This window comes from Stieleria magnilauensis, from assembly GCA_007753675.1.
GTDB classification, from domain to species: Bacteria; Planctomycetota; Planctomycetia; order Pirellulales; family Pirellulaceae; genus Stieleria; species Stieleria magnilauensis.
The window spans coordinates 4018219-4035291 of sequence record CP036432.1 but is presented as its reverse complement, the minus strand read 5'-3'; the positions used below and the strand labels follow the sequence as shown (position 1 = coordinate 4035291).

The following is a 17073-nucleotide window of genomic DNA, read 5'->3' as shown; positions in this document are numbered from 1 at the left end:
TGACAATCTGATTCAACAGGCCAAGATTTCCGTCGGTTCTTCGGACAAGTAGGTTTTGGCGACCTCGGCGATCGCGGCTTGGTCGACCGACCGAATGTTGGTCAGGGATTGATCCAGATCGACATACTCGTTGTGGATCAGCCAGCGGCTGCCGATGCTAAACAAACGATTGCTCGGTCGTTCGCTCTGCATGATGTAGCCGGCGGCTGTCTTGTTGATCGCTTGCTCAAGCTCTTCTTTGGTGACGCCTTTCTCGACGACGCTGTGAATGATTTCGCGCATGAAACGCTGATTGCTTTCCAGATCGTCGGGCACGCAAACCAGGTAATTGAACCAGGCCCCGCAATCACTGAATTCCTGTGGCCAACAGGTCGCCACTTCGGCACGTCCGGTGTCGATCAAATCCCAGAAGAACCGGCTGCCGCCTTCGTCGCCCAGGATGGACGCCAGCAACCGCGCCGCATGCCGCTGGCTGCTGGCCGAGGAGGGGCCGTTGCCGATCTGGATGCAGTAAGCCTGCACCGCATCGGGTGTCGCGACTCGATGCGACAACTCGATCCCCTCGGGGATGGAATCGGCGTCATCGGCGGGGAGCGTTTCCGCGGCCACCCGGTCGGCCCACGATGACGTGCGTTTGTCGATCTCGGCGACCAACGCGTCAAAGTCGACGTTGCCCGAGGCGGCTAGCACGATGTTCTCGGGGCGATAGCGTTGGTTGAAATAGTCGCGCATCCGTTCGGCCGTCATCGCTTCGATCGATTCGCTGGTGCCGAGTACCCGTCGCCCCAGCCCACGCGGCGAAAAGTAGATTTCCATCGCGCGTTCGAATCCGCCGAACGGAGGTTGATCTTCGTACTTGGCGATCTCTTCCAAGATGACGTTGCGTTCGGTCTCGAATTCGTCTCCATCGAGAATCGGCGACATCATGTCGGTCAACAAGTCGACGATTCGGTCCTGGAACTTGGGCAGCACGGTCGCGTAGTAGACCGTTTGTTCTTCGGACGTGTAGGCGTTGGATTGGCCGCCGAGTTCGTCGAGTTCGCGGTTGACGTCTTCGGCGCTGCGCCGCTGTGTCCCCTTGAACATCATGTGTTCAAGAAAGTGGCTGAGTCCGGATTGCGGGTCGAGTTCGTTGCGCGATCCGGCCTGGACGAAGTACCCCAAGGACATCGAGTAATTGCGTGGATCCGTTTCGGCAACGATGCGCAGTCCGTTGGCGAGGGTGGCTTGCTGGAACTTAGGCATTTGAGATTCAGACGAGGAGTGTCGTTCGGGGATGTTTGGGGGGAGGGCCTGGAGGCTGCCGCGAACCGGCGGATTTCATCCGGCGGACCAGCCTGCTGTCGTGGGCCGGCGGGCGATCGGCCTTTCAGCCCGACGCGTAACGCGAAAGCAGCACGCCGGGTTAAACGTTGAGCTTCTCGGGGCCGAGGGTGACGATTCGATAGTCCGACGGCGGGTGTTGTTCCCAGTAGCCCTTCACATCATCGAGCGTCAACGCTTCGATGATCTCACTCAGTTCGGCCGTCGGCATCGCCCTGCCGATCTGATAGAAATCGCTGGCCAGGGAACTGGCCCGCGAGGCACTGGATTCCTGTTCCATGATCAGCCCGCTTTCGATGCGAACCTTCCAGCGGTCCAGCTCGCTTTGTTCCAAGTCGCTGGGCAGATTCCGGATCTCTCCCAGCGTGACATCCAGCGTTTCTTGGGCGCGGGCGGGCGTGGTTCCGGCATAGCCAAACACGCCGCCGGCATTGATCAGCGAATGGCAACTCGCCGAGACGGTGTAACACAGCCCACGCTTTTCGCGGACGCGATCGAACAGCCGGCTGCTCATTCCGTCGCTCAAGATGCCGATGCCCGCACGCATGGCGAAATAGTCCGGGTGACCGTAAGGGATGCTTGGGAAAGCGAACGCGATGTGGGTTTGGCTGCTGGCCGCTTGGATGTGTTCATACACCGGCGCGCCGCTGGGCAACGGGGCGTCATCAACGTTTTCCGTTCGCCAGTCTCCGAACGCTTCCTGGGCGAGCTGCACCACCGTGTCGGCTTCGACGCGCCCGGCGACGGTCAGGATCGCACCACCGGCGTGATAGTTGGCTTGATAAAACTGTCGAATGTCATCGCTATTGATCGCCGCCAAGGACTCCATCGTTCCCTGGTTGCCACGACCGAGTCGCGAACCATAGTGCAACTCGCGGACACGCTTCATCACCCGCTGTGTCGGCTCGTCTTCGATCGCACGCAGTTCCTGGATCATCATCATCCGGGCATCTTCGATTTGATCCGCCGGCAGGTGCGGCCGCCGGACGATGTCCGCGTACAGTTTCAATGCTTCGCCGAACGATTCGGCCGGCATCGCGGCACCGAACGATGACGTGGCCGTCGAAACGCCGCTGTTGCGATCCATGCCCAGATTGTCCTGCATCGCGACCAGGTCTCGGCTGCTGAAGCTGCCGGCCCCGCGCTGGACCATCTCGCAGACCATCGACGCCAGGCCGGCGCGGTTGTCCGGCTCGGTCTGGATGCCGCTGCGCAGCGAGAGGGTGAAGGCCGCAGTTCGTAGCCAAGGCATCGGTTGAACCAGGACCGTCATTCCGCACGGCAGCGGATGCGTCGTGATCTCGCTCTGGGAGGATTGGTCCGCCGCGGATTTGGTAGAAGTGGACATCGGTAAAATCTGTGGAGAAAAGTGCCCGAACGCTGGCGCGAACCGGCTGATGACAAATGATGATCAGCCGTTCGGCGCCAGCCTACGGGCCCTCGATCCCTCAACGGCAATTCGGACCAATCGCACCGCAACAGCGCGATCGGCTTTCTCGAACATCCGCTCGGCGCTGCGGTGCGTTTCGAGTTTTGAACCTGGCTGAGCCACCACTACAACCCGATCGAGACGACGTCGACCGTTTTGACACGGCCGATCAAGGTGTGGCTGCTGACGTCGTCGACATGGATGTCCAGCAACTGCCCCGCCTGGCGACGGTTGCCGTCGAACACGACGATGCGATCACAGGGGGTCCGCCCGGTCATTTGAACGACGGGGCTGTCTGCATCGGCGTCGGCGGCTTTTTTGCTGGGGCCTTCGACCAACACCTGAACCTCGCGGCCGATCATTTTGGCGTTTTCTTCTTTCGCGATCCGGTTCTGGACTTCCAGCAAGCGATGGTTCCGCTCGGCTTTGACCTCGCGAGGGACGTCGTCTTCCAATCGTTCGGCGGCCTTGGTGCCGGGCCGGACGCTGTATTGGAAGATGAAGCTGTTCTTGAAGCGACAACGTTCGACCAACGCGACGGATTTTTCAAAGTCCTCGTCGGTCTCGCCGCAGAACCCGACGATGAAGTCGCTGCTGACGGCGGCCTCGGGCAAGATCCGCTCGATCCGCTCGAACATCTCCATGTAGTCGGCGATCGTGTAGCCGCGTTTCATGCGTTTGAGCACGTCATCGCTGCCGCTCTGGGCGGGCACGTGCAAATACGGCGAGACCTTCGGCAGGTCGCGGACGGCCACCAACAACCGCTCGGTCATGTCTTTGGGGTAATTGGTGACGAACTTGATCCGCTCGATCCCATCGACCTCGTGCAGCATTTCCAACAGCGACGTCATGTCCGTCGTTTCGCCATCGGCGGAATACTTGTAGCTGTTGACGGTTTGACCGAGCAGCGTGATCTCGCGGCATCCCTGTTCAGCCAGCACTTGCGCCTCGGAGATGATTTGCCGGGGCGGACGTCCTTGCTCGGGGCCGCGTGTGTTGGGGACGACACAGTAGGTGCAAAACTTATCGCAACCGATCTGGATCCGCAGGTACGCCTGAAACGGGGTCGGCCGCATCGTGGGATCACGGAGCGGGTCGAACGTTTCGTGGCTCCGCGCGACGACGGCTTGCTTGTCGTCCTTGCGGCCCAGCGAGACCGCCATCTGACGGCCTTCGCCGTTTCGCAATTTGGTTAGCAGATCTGGGATCGTGTGCAATTGCCCCGGACCGACGACCATGTCGACGTAGGGCGCACGCTTGAAAATGATCTCCTGATCCTTCTGGGCCATGCAGCCCATCACGCCGATCAGTTTGTCCGGATGATCCTTTTTGGATTCACGGATCTTGCCCAACGCGCTGTAGACCTTTTCCTCGGCATGCTCGCGGACGCTGCAGGTGTTGTACAGCACGCAGTCCGCATCTTCGTGCGAGTCCACGACGGTGTAGCCGTGACGTTTCAAGTCAGCGATGACCATTTCGCTGTCCAGCACGTTCATCTGGCAGCCGACGGTTTTGATGTAGACGCGTTGTGTCATGGATTAACCCACTGACGCAGGTTTTCGTTTGGGTTTGAAAATTTCGGTGGCGGTGCCGAAGTGCACTTCACCGGCGTTCATCAACGTTTCGCTGAGCGTCGGGTGCGGGTGCACGCTTTCGGTCACGTCATGGACTTCGCATCCCATTTCGATCGCCAAGACGGCTTCGGCGATCAATTCACCGGCCCCTGATCCGACGATCCCACAACCGATCACGCGTCCGGAGTCTGGGTCGACCAGCCACTTGGTCAACCCTTCGGTGATCCCCAGAGCCTGAGCCCGTCCGCTCGCCGCCCAGGGATAGACTTCCACCGAGACCTTCACACCGTCTCGCTTGGCTTCGGTTTCGGTGATGCCAGCCCAAGCGATCTCGGGATCGGTGAACACCACCGCCGGGATCGCTTTCTTGTCAAAGCTGGCGGCTTTCCCGGCCAGGACTTCGGCGGCCACCCGGCCTTCGTGTGTCGCTTTGTGGGCGAGCATCGGATCCCCGGCGACGTCACCGATCGCCAGGATGTGCGGGTCGGCCGTGCGTTGTCGGTCGTCGCATTCGACGAAGCCCCGCTCGTTGATAACGACGGAGGTGTTTTCCAGTCCCAGGCCGCGGGTGACCGGACGTCGGCCGATGCTGATCAGCACTCGATCAAACTGCTCGTGCCCGAAATGGGCCGGCCCTTCAAACGTCACTTCGATCTTGTCGCCGACTTCGGTCAACGAGCCGACCTTGGTGTTCGTCAGCACACGGCCTTCGCATAGTTTGTCGATGCGTTTGGCCAGCGGTTTGACAAGATCGCGATCCGCTCCGGGCAACAAGCCGTCGGCCAATTCGACGACCGTGACCTTGGAACCCAGATGGGCGTACACGCTGCCCATTTCCAATCCGATGTAGCCGCCGCCGACGACCAGCATCGATTCGGGGATGTCGGCCAGCGCCAATGCACCGGTACTGTCCATCACGCGGTCGCTGCCGATGTTGAACGCCGGCGGCATCGCGGGGACACTGCCGGTGGCCAGGATGCAGTGGTCGAAGGTCAGTTGCCCGCCGACGGGAATCGATTCGTGGTCGCCTTCCAATTGCAACGTGGTCGAGTTGACAAAGCTGCCGCGGGCTTGGATCACGGTGACGTTGCGACGCTTGGCCAGATTGCCCAGTCCGCCGGTCAGGTTGGAAATCACCTGGTCCTTGCGGGCACGCACCTTGTCGATGTCGATCGTCGGCTTGCCGGAGTATTCCACGCCCCAATTGGCTCTCAAGTCGTCCACTTCGTGGATCACTTTGGCGACGTGCAGTAGCGCCTTGCTGGGGATACATCCACGCAACAAGCAGGTCCCGCCGAGTCGGGGTTCCGCTTCGACAATGGTGACGTCCAATCCTTCATCGGCGGCCAGAAACGCGGCCGCATAACCACCGGGACCACCGCCCAAGACAACAACGGGACAATGCATTTTTCTCTATTCGATTGGCGAGGAAGACTGTTGGTTTCAAAGACCACCGTCGGAGCAAAAAAGAACGGACGCCGAGGCGTCCGCGACGGAAGCTGAATTGTACTGTCAAACCGCAAATGGGCGTATGCTTCCAGCCTGCGAAACCCCGTGAAGGCAAGCTGGACGCCACACCGATTTGATTAACGAGACAGGAATTCGACGACGGCGTTCGCGTCGACCGGCAAGCTGATGTCGCTCGCACCGGGCAACCCCAGCATCGTCGCCTTCAAGCTTTCGCTGTCAAACGCCACCCAGTCCAGTGCATCGGGGGCCGCGTTGGCGATCACACCCCGGTACAGGTTCTTCAGGTTCTCGCGATTGCGGACTTCGACAATGTCGCCCGGACGCAGGATGTAGCTGGGCTTGTCGACCTTCACGCCGTTGACCAGGAAGTGGCCATGCGCGACGCCCTGACGGGCCTGGGGACGGGTCTTGGTGAATCCGACTCGGCGAACCACGTTGTCCAACCGACGCTCGCACATCAGCAACAACAGCTCACCGGTGTTGCCAGACTTGCGACCGACGGCGTCAAAGTAGCGACGCAGCTGGCGTTCGCCCAACCCGTAATAGTGCTTGATCTTTTGCTTTTCTTGCAATGCCGCACCGTAGTTACTCGGGCGACGGCCGCGGACATGCATCCCGGGCGGCGTGTTGCGGCGGTCGAGGGCGCGAGCGGCACCCGCGGTTTCATAAATCAGGGTGCCGAGTCGACGGTTGACGCGTGCTTTAGGGCCGGTGTAACGAGCCATAGACGGTGATTCTCCTGGGTGTCCGCAATCGGCCCCACTGACGGATCGGCATAAAACCAAGCCGCGGGTGGACCGCTACAGATCAATAAAAGGGGGTCGGGCTGCGGGACGAACGGTGGATTGATACCGATCGAAACGCTGCCGGCGCGATCCGCTGATTTCACCCGGAGAGACGATTCTCCGAGGGCGGTCGCGCGTCGGTTTTGGGAAGCGGCAGAGTGTCGCCGCTCAGCTCGGGATTTTCAAGGCCAACGGGACATTTTGAATCGCTTTGATGTTTCCCGCGATCGCAGTGCTGCCCCAGCGGGCCGCCAGCATCACGCTGTTGATCCCCGACCCGATCCCCAACATCGCTACCCGGTCCCCCGCCGTCAGGTCGCCCTGCGCGGCCGCCGACGCGACCGTCAGCGGCAGGGCAACCGAGCCCGTGTTGCCGAGCTGGGGAAACGAAACGCTATCCCGCTCCGTGGAAAGCCCCATCGATTCCAGCATCGCCACCCGATGGCGGGTCCCGACCTGGTGGCAAACCGTTCGCTCGATCGACCCGCGATCCCAGCCGCTTTCGGCCAACAGTTTTTCAAAAGCCGCCGCCCCCGTGGCAATCCCCTCGGCCATCAGCTGCTCCGAATCGGTCTCCATCAGCGGTTGCATCTCCGCGCCGGCCGAGTCGCTGTCGCTGACGCACAGATCGTGAAACCGGGTGCGGGCCTCGGCGATGCCGACCTCGATCGCGGTCGCCTCGGGCGCCAAACGCTCGTGGGTCAGCAGCCAGGCACAACTGCCCGATCCGATCGTCAATGACGCAAACGCGCCCTTGATGTCCTTGCGCCGCAGCGACGTGTCCCCGTTGAGGGCCTGGATCGTCGATTCGAGCAGCATCCGGCTGTTTTCGGTGCCCACCACTATCCCGGCATCGATCGCGCCGCTCTGGATCATCATCGCAATCTGAATCGCGCCGTTGATCAGGCCCAGGCAGGCATTGGAGACGTCATAGACCCAGCAATCCGAGGACAGCCCGATCCCGTGGTGCACCCGCGATGCCGTCGCCGGCTCCAGGAAATCACGGCACACGCTGGCGTGGATCAGGCAGCCGATCGATTCGACGCCCAGCCCGGCAGCCTGGACGGCCAGTTTCCCCGCTTCGATGCTGGGGCCACTGGGGACAGTCCCCACCGGCCAGACACGGCGCTGGGCGATTCCCGACATCAGCTCCAGTCGGCCTTCGGGCAGCTTCAGACGCTGGTAGAGCGGTTGCAGACGCTGTTCGATCTGGTCACTCGACCAAACCTCGTCGGGGACCAACGCGCCGATCGCCGCCAGTCGAACGTTTTCAAATTTCACGGACGCGTTTCCTTCTCGGTTGAATTTTCGTCGGTTGTATCGCCAGGCCTGATTCTCTTCCGCTCGGTTCCAGCTGAGTTGCGGTAGTCTACCCCAGCAGCATTCTCAGGGAGAGGCGTCGCGGAGGCCGTCGGTGGCCTGTTGGTTGAATCGGATCGCACGCGGGATGAGCCATCTCACGCCAGCGTACGGGCCTCGTCCTGGTTTGAACCTTGTCGATTGAGAGCGGCGGCGCCCGGACGCTGACGCGAACCGGCTGATGTCGGTTGATGATCAGCCGTTTGTCGCGAGCCTACGGGCCAATCCCGCGGAAACGATGTTCAGCCTGGCGTTCCGGTCGCGTTCCGGGTTGATACCGGGTTGCTTCCGGGAGCCATCCGCCTCTGAACGCCGCTTTGATAGCAAAAAAGCGCTTTGCTAGCACTGCCTGTCGTGCTAGCACACGTCACTTTGCACAAGATGTAGAGATTGTTTGGAACCAGTGAAAATTGCCGCTACTTTTCGCACCGCTCGGAGAGGCTTGCGAAACGTCGCCGGCCTCTGACCCAGAGCCGATACCGCCGGGGCGGTCCTGATTAAGGACGATCACTATGGATTCCAAGATGGATTCTTATCGCTCTTCTATTCATCGAGTTCAGCGGACTCACCCCGACTCGGCAGTTCGGTTTGGCAATCCCGGTTCACTCGCAACCGCTTTGCCGCTGCGTTTTCCTGCTTCCCGTCACCTCCGACCGACGCATTGTTTGCGTCGAGCCGAAGTGGCGGGGCGTTCTTCCAGGTAACCGTGCACCCATTTTTTGACGCAGCACGCGGCTGCGTTGTCATTCTTGGATTTTGCGACTTTTATGAGGAAACGTCGGATGTCAAACGAAGCCCTGGTTACCAAGCCGATCATTGGTATCAATTGTGATTTTAAAGCTGCTGACCGCAGCAAACCCGGGTTCGCCTATCTGGCGGCGGGCTATTTTCAATCGATTCTTTCGGCCGGTGGCATTCCGGTCGTCGTGCCTCCGATGGACGACCCCGAATCGATCGCCCGGATTCTGGATCACGTTGAAGGCTTCATGATGATCGGTGGCGGAGACCTGGATCCGCGCAACGACGGCTTCATGTTGCATTCGAGCGTTCGCCCGATGGATCCGGTCCGCGAAACCAGCGACCGCCACTTGGTCGCAGAAATCGCCGAGCGTCGCATCCCATTGCTGGCGATCGGTGCCGGCATGCAACTGTTGAACATTCAACAGGGCGGCAACCTGTTCCTGCACATCAAAGAAGACTTGCCGGCGGCGGTTCCGCACCTGGACCCCCATGACCCCAACCACCGACACACCCTGGAAGTCGAAGGTGATTCGCTGGTCGGCCGCGTCTTTGGCGACGGTGAGATTCGTGTCAGCAGTCGCCACCACATGGCGATCGATGAAGTCGCACCGGGTTTCCGCGTGACCGCCCGCTGCCCCGATGGTGTGATCGAAGCCATCGAAAGCGAAATGATGGATTGGTTCGCGGTCGGAACCCAGTTCCACCCCGAATGTGCCGCCGCCTCGGCGCTGGACGTCCGCATCTTCGAAGAGTTCATCGAAGGCATCTGCGCGGCCAAAGAGCAAGAAGCCGAAAAACTCCGTCTGGTTGCCTGAGCGCCAGACGACGCTTTCGTGGGATCGGCCTTCGACCTGTCATCTCTCCCGCCCGACAGGCTCGCGTCAAACGGCTGATAGTGCGAGCGATACCAGCCGGTTCGCGCCAGCGAACCGAGTATCCCGAAGGACGTCGATTGTATGACTGACGAATTTCTCGCCGTACCGCGTTGTGGGAACGACTCGCGAGCGGCAACCGCTCCTGCGGCCCGCACGCCAGCGGCGTGCCACATCAAAGCTTGGGGTCGCGCCCGCGCACCCCAAGTTCCGGTCGCCAACCGGCCGCCAACCCCAACGGGGTTGAACAGAGCTCAGTAATACAATCGACGTCCCGAAGGGATGGCAGCGAGTAGCCGGAGGTCAGCGCAGCGCCACCTCCGCAAAGCCGTTTATTCCCTGCGTTTGACGAGGTGTTAGCGGCAGGGCGCAAGCCTGGACCGCTAAAACGTTGGTGTTGACACTCTGTTCGGTTTACGCGACTTCGCTTCCGTTTGATTTCGTCACCGCTCGGCCTCGCTTCAGCCGAGACACGATGGGTCGTGAGGAATCTGGACGGACGGAAGATTGCAAATTGAAAATTGAAAAATGCAAATTTGCAATTGGAAGTTTTCATTTTGCAATTTTCAATATCTTGCTCCGTGTCCTGCAACGGGGAAACGGGTGCCGGACATTTTTGGAATGAAACCAGCGCAAAGGAATAAGGTCGTCAACCCCGAACTTTTAGCAGCCCAGCGCAAGCCCTCTGGTCCCTCGTCGTTCCCGAAGCACCGGAGGGCTCGCGCCCTACCGCTAAAAAGTGCTTCACAGCGTTGCCGGACGCGGCCGTGTCGTTCCGGGGACCGGATATCCGGAGGTGTCGCTCCGCTCACCTCCGGCTACTGGCTTTGACCCCGTTCGGGGGCAGCCCACGTACTGCAGATGTTAGCGGAACGGCGCGAGCCGTCCGGTCTCGGCGTGAAAGCCCGTTGCAATACCGGAGGGCTCGCGGCCTGTCGCGAATCGATGCTTCACCGCGTTGCCTTGTCTCGTCGGTCGCTTGCGTGGCGCCGCGGTTCTGGTAAAGTCTATAGACCTCTACAAACCTGAGTGTCGCCGTGACTTCCACCCACGCCCAACTGGCCTACCAAAACCTCCGCTCGCGGCTGATCGCCGGTGAGTTCGCGCCGGGCAGCCGGATTCGCTACGGACCGATCGGACAGGAACTCGGGATCAGCGCCACGCCGGTTCGCGAAGCCATGGGGTTGTTGGCCAACGAAGGATTCGTCGAACTGGTCCCGCAGCTCGGGGCCGTCGTTCGCACGATCAATCCCGACGAGTTGGTCGAACTGTACGAAATGCGCGAAGCCATCGAGCCATACGCGGCAGCCAAAGCCGCCGAACGCGCCAGCGAGGCTCAGATCGCCGCGATCGGTCGGGCGCTGGGGCGGATGCGGACGATCGCCGGCAAGGTCGCAAAAACGAAAAACCGACAAGCCGGTAAGCGTGACACGGCGGAGTTTGAACGCGCGGACCTCGGATTCCATATGTTGATCATCGACGCGACCGGCAACCAAACGATGGTCCGGTCGAGCGAAAGTTTCAACGCCCTGGTCCGTGTCTTCGCCGCCGAGCGGCACGCCTATGACGCCGCGATCATGGAGTCGACGTGCGACGATCACGCCGCAATCTTTGACGGGATCCGATCCAGGGACCCCGAACGCGCCCGCGATGCGATGCAGCGTCACATCGCATCGGGGCTTCAGTTGACGCTGCAAGAAATTGAATCCAGGGAAACCAATCGATGGGAAGTGTCGTGACAGATCATGCAAGTGGACAATCGGTTTCGGCCTCCAGCCCGATTTCGCTCCAGGGGATCGTGCCACCGTTGGTCACACCGCTGGCGGCACGTGACGAGTTGGACGGCGCCGGGTTGCAGCGTTTGTTGGACCACGTGATCGACGGCGGCGTGGCGGGGGTGTTCATTTTGGGGACCACCGGGGAGGCTCCGAGTTTAAGTTACCGGTTGCGCCGCGAGATGATCGCCGAATCGGTTCGCATCGTCGGCGGGCGCGTGCCGGTACTGGTCGGAGTGACCGACACTGCGTACGTCGAAACCGTAACCCTGGCCGAGTATGCCGCCCAATGCGGTGCCGACGCCGCGGTGCTGACGACGCCTTATTATTTTCCCGCCGGTCAGACCGAACTGACACGCTACGTGCAGAGTATCGCGCCGAAAATTCCCCTGCCGTTGATGCTCTACAACATGCCGGGACTGACGAAGGTCTGGTTTGAAATCGAGACGCTGAAACGACTGTCGGAGATCCCTTCGATCATCGGCGTCAAGGACAGCAGCGGGGACCTGGAGTACTTTGAAAAACTGTGTCAATTGAAATCAATTCGCGCGGACTGGCAGGTCTTGATCGGCCCGGAAGCCCTGTTGCCCCAGGCGATCGCGCTGGGAGGTGATGGCGGTGTTAACGGGGGCGCCAATGTCATGCCCAGCGTCTTTGTCGATTGCTACAAGGCCCTCGTCGCCGATGACGCGGAAGCAGCCGATGCCGCCCTGGCAACGATCTTGAAGTTCCAAGAGATCTACGAGATCGGCAAGTACGCGTCGCGACACATCAAAGCCACCAAATCCGCACTCTCACTGATCGGCATTTGCGAAGACCTGCCCGCCGATCCCTTCAATCGGTTCCTCGAACCGCAACGCGAACAAGTCGCGGCAGTGTTGAGAGAAATCGGGGTGTTGGGGAAGGCGGAGTGAAGAGTGGCAAGACGATGGGGGCAAGACGATGGGGGCAAGACGATGGGGGCAGAATGATGAGTGGCAGAATGATGAGTGGCAGAATGATGGGGCAGAATGATGAGAAATTTGAAATTTGAAATTTAGTACTGAGTACCCAAGACCCAATGATTCGAACGTTTTTCATCTTTTGGTTGACGTTGGCGATCACGTCGCAGGCTGCGGCGGTTGATCGTCCCAACGTGCTGTTCATTGCGGCGGATGATTTGCGCTGTGATCTGGGTTGCTATGGTCACCCGTTGGTCAAGACGCCGCATCTGGATCGTTTGGCCGCGCGGGGCACTCGGTTTGATCGGGCGTATTGCGCTCAAGCACTTTGCAATCCCTCACGCAGCAGTCTGCTCACCGGTCGGCGGCCGAACACGCTGGCCCAGTACAACTTGACCAAGCACTTTCGTGACGCGATTCCCGACGTCGTGACGCTGCCGCAGTATTTCAAACAGAACGGCTATTTCGCCCAGAACATCGGCAAGATCTTTCACAACTGGGCGACCGAAATTCACGGCGATCCGGATTCTTGGAGCGTGCCGGCGGTGATGCATTTTGATTCCCACCGACACGATGTGCCTCAAGTTGAAGGGCAGCTTCCTCGCGACTTCGCCGAAGCGATTCGGTGCGAGTGCCGTGACGTGCCCGACGACGCCTATTTTGATGGGCGGATCACGACGCTGGCACTCGATGCGATGCGGGAACGCGCGACGTCGCAACAGCCGTTCTTTTTAGCGGTCGGATTTTGGAAGCCGCATTTGCCGTTCAATGCGCCCAAGAAGTATTGGGATCTGTACGATCGTGACGAGATCACTGGGCCGGATTGCCCGCAATGGCCGGTCGGGACGCCGCGAATCGCCTGGCACAACAGTCAGGAACTGTTGGGCAAAAGCAAACCGGCGACGTTGAGCAAGGACGACGAGCAAGAGCTGCGTCACGGTTACCTTGCCGCGATCAGCTACATGGACGCGCAAGTCGGTCGGCTGCTCAGTGAGTTGGATCGTTTGGGTTTGACCGAGCGAACTCTGATCGTGTTCTGGTCCGACCACGGGTTCCAGCTTGGCGATCACACGCTGTGGTGCAAGACGTCCAATTTTGAACTCGACGCCCGCGTGCCTCTGATCATCGCGCCGCCGCAGGGTGTGGCGGTGAAGCAGACCGATGCGATCGTGGAATTGCTGGACCTCTACCCGACGATCACCGACCTCTGCGGTCTGGACGAACCGAGTGGAATCGAAGGCGTCAGTCTGCGGCCGTTGATCGATGGTGACGCCGTGCAGGTCAAGCCGGCCGCACTGACTCAGCACCCCCGTCCGTCTTACTACGGCAAATCGATGAAAGCGATGGGCCACAGCATCCGGACTCCGCGCTTTCGTTACACCGAATGGCGTTCCAGCGAAGACGGATCATCGGCGGGTGGCGAATTGGTCGGGGTGGAACTGTATGATCACGACGTGGATCCATCCGAATCGGTCAACCGTGCCGACGACGGCGACTACCAGAAACATCTTTCGCAGTTGCGAGCGGTCTTGAACTCAATGGCGGGGGAGCCGAAAGGACAGTGATGATCGCAGCGACATTCTTTACGGGCATCGACTGGTTCGTGCTGATCGTTTACTTCGTCGGCATTCTGGCGATCGGTTTGGTGTTTTGGCGGCGCAACAAATCGGCCGACGACTTCACCGCGGGCGGGCGGTCGTTACCGGGATGGCTGTGCGGCATGTCGATCTTCGCGACCTATCTGAGCAGCATCAGCTACCTGGCATTGCCCGGAAAGGCGTTTGTGGACAATTGGAATGCGTTTGCCTTTTCACTCGCCCTGCCTCCGGCCGCTTGGATTGCGGTGCGGTACTTTTTGCCGATGTACCGGGCGTCCGGTGAAGTCAGCGCGTATTCCTTGTTGGAACACCGGTTCGGATTGTGGGCCCGTTTGTTTGCCAGTGCGTTTTACTTGTTGTTTCAGGTCGCCCGCATCGGCGTGGTGATGTACTTGATGGCCTTGCCGATGGCGATCCTGTTCGGCTGGGACATACGCACGCTGATTCTGGTGACCGGCGTGATCGTGACGGCGTATTCCTTCATCGGCGGCATCACCGCGGTCATCTGGGCCGATGCGATCCAGGCCTTCGTGTTGCTCGGCGGTGCCTTGCTGGCGTTGGTGATCTTGTTGATGGGGATGCCCGATGGTCCAGGACAAGTGTTTGAAGTCGCAACGGCCGAAGGCAAGTTTTCGCTGGGCAGTCGATCGGTGACGGAGTGGGCCACGCCGACCCTGTGGATCGTGTTGGCCTACGGGTTGTTCGAAAACCTCAAGAACTTTGGCATCGACCAGAGTTACGTCCAACGATACATCGCCTCCAGCAGCGATCGGGAAGCCGCAAAAAGCATTTGGTTGGGGGCGTTGCTGTACGTTCCCGTCAGCGCGCTGTTCCTGTTTATCGGAACGGCATTGTACGCCCACTATCAAAATCATCCCGAAGACATGGACGCGGTGCGGAACATCGTGGCGAGTCAAAAGCTGATGCAAGCCGGTGTCGATCCGGAATCCGCTGATTATCAAGATCAATTGCAAACCACGGCCGACGGGTTATCGCAAACCGACTTGGGCGATCGCGTCTTTCCCCATTTCATCGCGGCGAATTTACCGGTGGGAGCGCGGGGGTTGCTGATCGCGGCCGTGTTCGCCGCGGCGATGAGCACCGTGTCGACCGGGCTCAACTCTTCGGCAACGTTGGTGATGAGCGACTTTTACAAGCGGCTGTTGCGGCCCGATTCCAGCGACCAGGCCAGCATGCTCGTGTTGCGATCGGCGACGTTGGTCTGGGGGGCTCTTGGGACGATCGTGGCGTTGATTCTGGTGCGGTTGACCAATAGCGTGTTGGACATCTGGTGGACGCTGTCGGGGGTCCTCGGCGCGGCGATCATCGGACTGTTTTTGTTGGGAACCACCTCGCCGAGACTGCGGGAACGCCCGGCGATTCTGATTCTCGCCGCCGGCGTCGTCTTGATCGCTTGGATGACGTTCTCAAAAACCGCCTACTGGCCGATGGCGTTCGAATCGATCGCCAGTCCGTTCCACCCGTTTCTGGTCATCGTGTTCGGCCCGGCAGTGATGGTGACGCTCGGTTTGGTTGTTTCTCGTGGGAGAGCGGTGCAGTGAGGCAATGGATTTTGAAGATTGCAATGGGACCGCTGTCGATGGCGGCTCTGTTTGTCGTGATGACGGGATCGACGCGTTGTTTTTCCCAAGCAACCGACCGGCCCAACCTGACGGACCAGCCCAACATTCTGTTCATTCTGGTTGACGATCTGGCCTGGGCAGACCTGGGATGCTACGGGCACCCCTGGCACCAGACGCCCCACATCGATCGATTGGCTGGGCAAGGCATGCGGTTGACCCACGGCTACGCGTCGGCGCCGATTTGCAGCGCATCGCGAGCGAGTTTGTTGACGGGCAAGACGACGGCTCGGCTGGGGTTTGAATTTGTCACCAAGGATCAACCGGGGTTTCAGAAGATCGAGGGGACGACGATGCTGCAAGCACCGCCGTTGACCTTGAATCTGCCGCTGCAGGAAACCTCGATCGCCGAGCATTTGAGCGGACTCGGTTACGAAACCGCGTTCTTCGGCAAATGGCACCTCAATCAGCATCACGGCGGATACCTCGGCTGGAGTCCGACGCACGGTCCGGCGGCACAGGGATTTGAAATTGCCGTCGAAGACTTTGGCACGCACCCGTATTCGTGGAAGCGGTCTCCCGTGGCGAGCATTGAGCGCGAAGGCGAGTACGCGTCGGATTCGATGGTCGACCGAGTCTGCGATTATTTGGTCGAGAAACGGGACCGACCGTTTTTCGCGATGGCATCATCGTTTTACGTGCACACACCCGTCAAAACGCCATGCAAGTGGCTGGTCGACCGATTCGATCGAGTCATCCCGCAAGGTATCCCCCATCGTGACCGACGTGTCACCTACGCCGCGTTCTTGCAGACACTGGACCATCACGTCGGTCAAATGCTCGATGCCCTGGACGCCTCGGGGCAAGCGGATCAGACCTTGGTCGTATTCATGTCGGATAACGGTGGTCATCCCGAATACGTTTCCAACGCACCGCTGCGGGGTTCGAAATGGAACCTTTACGAGGGCGGGATTCGCGTGCCGATGATCGCCAGATGGCCGGGCGAGATCGACGCGGCGAGTGAGTCGGATGCGCCGGTGATCGGCTATGACTTGTTGCCGACCTTCGTTGACGTCGCCGGCGGTACGGTCGACAGCGTTGACGGTGAATCGATTCGAGGCGTGTTGCAAGGGACATCCCAGCCGACTGATCGCAGTCTGATCTGGCACTTTCCCTACTACCATCCCGAACGCGGGTACAAGAATGCGAAGCAGACGATCGGCATCGACGATTTTTGTGTCAGTCAAACCCGCCCCCAATCCGCACTTCGCCGCGATCAGCACAAACTGCTCTGGTTTGCCGAAGACGATCGCGTCGAGCTGTACGATTTAGCATCCGACCCCGGAGAACAACACGACCTTTCTGATTCGGCTGCCGAGATCGCGCACGCGTTACGCGGTGAGTTGCAAATGGAGCTGAAATCCATGCAGGCCCGGATGGCAGCACCGCCTGGACAAAAAGAGGCAGAATGATTGCCATGCCCGGTCATGCGATCACGCCATCACTCCCCACCTCATCATTCTGCCCCGTATCATTCTGCCCCGTATCATTCTGCCTTCCCACCGCTCCCTCCAGCCAAACCATTCAACCCAACCTTCCCATCGTTATCCCTTCCTTGCTCCCTCC

12 protein-coding genes are annotated in these 17073 nt (G+C 60.1%); 6 read left to right on the top strand and 6 right to left on the bottom strand.

All coding sequences use genetic code 11. The features are described from left to right. Positions 1 to 12: 12 nt before the first annotated feature. From TBK1r_RS14245 to TBK1r_RS14220, 6 genes are all read right to left on the bottom strand, one after another. Positions 13 to 1245 carry a M16 family metallopeptidase gene (locus TBK1r_RS14245; RefSeq protein ID WP_145211676.1) on the bottom strand — a complete coding sequence of 411 codons (1233 nt, stop codon included), beginning with the start codon at positions 1243 to 1245 and terminating at the stop codon, positions 13 to 15. A gap of 160 nt (positions 1246 to 1405) precedes the next feature. Continuing rightward, positions 1406 to 2671, bottom strand: a complete 1266-nt coding sequence (locus tag TBK1r_RS14240) for a M16 family metallopeptidase (protein ID WP_145211673.1) — start codon at positions 2669 to 2671, stop codon at positions 1406 to 1408. 206 nt (positions 2672 to 2877) lie between these two features. Continuing rightward, the gene (gene miaB / locus TBK1r_RS14235) at positions 2878 to 4287 is read right to left on the bottom strand and encodes a tRNA (N6-isopentenyl adenosine(37)-C2)-methylthiotransferase MiaB (protein WP_145211670.1); all 1410 of its coding nucleotides are present in this window, start codon (positions 4285 to 4287) and stop codon (positions 2878 to 2880) included. A gap of 3 nt (positions 4288 to 4290) precedes the next feature. Then, positions 4291 to 5733, bottom strand: coding sequence for a dihydrolipoyl dehydrogenase (gene lpdA, locus TBK1r_RS14230; RefSeq protein ID WP_145211667.1), 1443 nt, complete (start codon positions 5731 to 5733; stop codon positions 4291 to 4293). 179 nt (positions 5734 to 5912) lie between these two features. Then, positions 5913 to 6521: a 30S ribosomal protein S4 gene (gene rpsD, locus TBK1r_RS14225; protein ID WP_095741361.1), complete on the bottom strand. Its 609-nt coding sequence runs from the start codon at positions 6519 to 6521 to the stop codon at positions 5913 to 5915. A gap of 228 nt (positions 6522 to 6749) precedes the next feature. Next, the gene (locus TBK1r_RS14220; protein WP_145211664.1) at positions 6750 to 7862 is read right to left on the bottom strand and encodes a 3-oxoacyl-ACP synthase III; all 1113 of its coding nucleotides are present in this window, start codon (positions 7860 to 7862) and stop codon (positions 6750 to 6752) included. An 860-nt stretch (positions 7863 to 8722) separates the two neighbouring features. Between TBK1r_RS14220 and TBK1r_RS14215 the strand changes: the two genes are divergently transcribed. The 6 genes from TBK1r_RS14215 to TBK1r_RS14190 all read left to right on the top strand — a co-directional run bounded on the left by TBK1r_RS14215 (position 8723) and on the right by TBK1r_RS14190 (position 16919). After that, on the top strand, positions 8723 to 9496 hold the full coding sequence (locus TBK1r_RS14215; RefSeq protein ID WP_419581342.1) for a gamma-glutamyl-gamma-aminobutyrate hydrolase family protein: 774 nt from the start codon (positions 8723 to 8725) through the stop codon (positions 9494 to 9496). Positions 9497 to 10590: 1094 nt separating this feature from the next. After that, positions 10591 to 11292, top strand: coding sequence for a GntR family transcriptional regulator (locus TBK1r_RS14210; RefSeq protein ID WP_145211660.1), 702 nt, complete (start codon positions 10591 to 10593; stop codon positions 11290 to 11292). Next, positions 11289 to 12242, top strand: coding sequence for a dihydrodipicolinate synthase family protein (locus TBK1r_RS14205; RefSeq protein WP_419581341.1), 954 nt, complete (start codon positions 11289 to 11291; stop codon positions 12240 to 12242). The genes TBK1r_RS14210 and TBK1r_RS14205 overlap by 4 nt, the downstream gene beginning before the upstream one ends. Positions 12243 to 12388: 146 nt before the next feature. Continuing rightward, positions 12389 to 13834, top strand: coding sequence for a sulfatase (locus TBK1r_RS14200; RefSeq protein ID WP_145211654.1), 1446 nt, complete (start codon positions 12389 to 12391; stop codon positions 13832 to 13834). Further along, positions 13834 to 15429 carry a sodium:solute symporter family protein gene (locus tag TBK1r_RS14195; RefSeq protein WP_145211651.1) on the top strand — a complete coding sequence of 532 codons (1596 nt, stop codon included), beginning with the start codon at positions 13834 to 13836 and terminating at the stop codon, positions 15427 to 15429. The genes TBK1r_RS14200 and TBK1r_RS14195 overlap by 1 nt, the downstream gene beginning before the upstream one ends. Beyond that, complete coding sequence (locus tag TBK1r_RS14190) at positions 15426 to 16919, top strand: sulfatase (RefSeq protein WP_419581340.1); 1494 nt, start codon at positions 15426 to 15428, stop codon at positions 16917 to 16919. The genes TBK1r_RS14195 and TBK1r_RS14190 overlap by 4 nt, the downstream gene beginning before the upstream one ends. Positions 16920 to 17073: the final 154 nt, after the last annotated feature.